This is a genomic window from Coriobacteriia bacterium (assembly GCA_034370385.1).
In the GTDB taxonomy this organism is placed as follows: Bacteria; Actinomycetota; Coriobacteriia; order Anaerosomatales; family PHET01; genus JAXMKZ01.
The window spans coordinates 1-1,500 of sequence record JAXMKZ010000043.1 but is presented as its reverse complement, the minus strand read 5'-3'; the positions used below and the strand labels follow the sequence as shown (position 1 = coordinate 1,500).

The window sequence follows — 1,500 nt, the reverse complement described above, 5'->3', positions numbered from 1 at the left end:
GACCCGGACGCCCATCCTTGGTTGTGTGTGGTCTGCCGACAGCCGATGCGGGCATAGCCGCCCAACAAGCGCTTCCAGCCGACTCACGCACGCGCTAGGCTGACGGGAGCCGCTCGTTCGCGGCTGAAGCGCAACAACGTTCGAACGACCAACGCGCCCGCGGCGCGCAGCTATTCCAGCAGGACACGCTCCCGCTCGAGTGCCCGCACCCGTGAGGCCAGGCGTGCCAAGCGGAAAGCGTTGACCAAGCCCACTCCAACCGCTGCGGCGACGAGGGCGGAAAGAAACAGCACGTCAAGAACGGGCTTCTCTGTCACCTGCCCCGCCGGTAGTAGTAACGGAATGGTGATGACAAGCGTCGAGATCACGACGGCGATCTCACCCGCCCACCACGACATGAGCCTCCGCAGGTAACTCACCTGCGAGCTGCGGTCACTCATGAGCTCGATGGCTCCGGCCGCCGCCGGCTGGCGGAGGTAGGCGACCTGGCCACTGGCCCACACGACCTCCAGCCCGGTGGAGCGAAGGAAGCCCAGGTACTCTTCGCCCTTGCGGGTTCGGGCGCCGTTGGCGAGCACATGGATGCAGTAGACCCACTCTCCGGGTTCTCCGTCCTCGAACGTCGCGAAGAGCGTCCCCGGCTTGACGAGGTTTGCTCCCTTGGTCGCCATCTCGTTTATCCAAGGCTCCTCCTTCTCGAAGAAGGCGTCACCGAAGAATGGCTTCAGAACCTTGTGTGCACTCATCGTCCGTTTCCTCCTTCGAAACGACCTCCGGCGGCCAGGAGCTCCTGAAGGCGAGATATCTCTTGCGTCACGACAGCGCGTCCGGCTTCGGTGATCACATAGTCCTTCCTGCGATCGGTTCCGCCGTCTCCCACCCCGACGATCCACCCTCGCTCGGCGAGTGTGGCGAGCGCGCCGTACAGCGTGCCCGCGCCCAACCTCACGCGTCCACCGCTCATCTCGGCCACGCGTTGCATGATGCCGTATCCGTGCAGTGGTGTCCCCAGAGCAAGTAGGGTGTAGTAGACCGTCTCAGTGAGCGGGGTCTGCGTCTCCTTAGGCATGCTGCTGACCCACCTCCCAGTGCGCGACCACTATTACGTGTCCCGTTATAGCGCTTGCCGATATAGTCTGTCAACTGCGGATCATCGTGACGGGCGTTCGAACAAGCGCTTCCAGCAGAAAGCGCCGCCTTCTGAGGTATGCTCGGGTCGCAAGCTTGGTTGGGCGGCGCTTCAGCTGAAGCGCAACACGTTAGCGTGAGCGGGGCTGCAAGCCGAGCAAGGAAGCAGTATGCGGCTTCTTCGCGGCTCGTCGATTCGTCTTGACCTGCGATCGCGTTCGACCGGCGCCCGACATCCATCCGCTCGTGCGCGCGATGCGACTCCTCGCACCGCATCCGCTCGGCCGCGACGCTGCTTTGACCCGGGTTGCGACCGTCCGCCGGCTCCGCCGCGACTGACTTGTCATTCCTCGCAACGAAATCCGTCGCGCG

At 64.1% G+C, this 1,500-nt stretch carries 2 protein-coding genes; both read right to left on the bottom strand.

Annotation, left to right across the window (positions count from 1 at the left end; all coding sequences use genetic code 11):
- Positions 1-170 precede the first annotated feature (170 nt).
- Entirely contained in the window at positions 171-746 is a 576-nt protein-coding gene (locus U1E26_08820) for a DUF2812 domain-containing protein (protein ID MDZ4169742.1), read from the bottom strand.
- Positions 743-1,069 carry a helix-turn-helix transcriptional regulator gene (locus U1E26_08815; protein MDZ4169741.1) on the bottom strand — a complete coding sequence of 109 codons (327 nt, stop codon included), beginning with the start codon at positions 1,067-1,069 and terminating at the stop codon, positions 743-745. Before U1E26_08815 ends, U1E26_08820 begins: the two co-directional genes overlap by 4 nt.
- Positions 1,070-1,500: the final 431 nt, after the last annotated feature.

Bases quoted from the DNA above. Each gene is read 5' to 3' on its own strand.
- U1E26_08820 (MDZ4169742.1), bottom strand. From the start codon at position 746: ATGAGTGCACACAAGGTTCTGAAGCCATTCTTCGGTGACGCCTTCTTC.
- U1E26_08815 (MDZ4169741.1), bottom strand. From the start codon at position 1,069: ATGCCTAAGGAGACGCAGACCCCGCTCACTGAGACGGTCTACTACACC.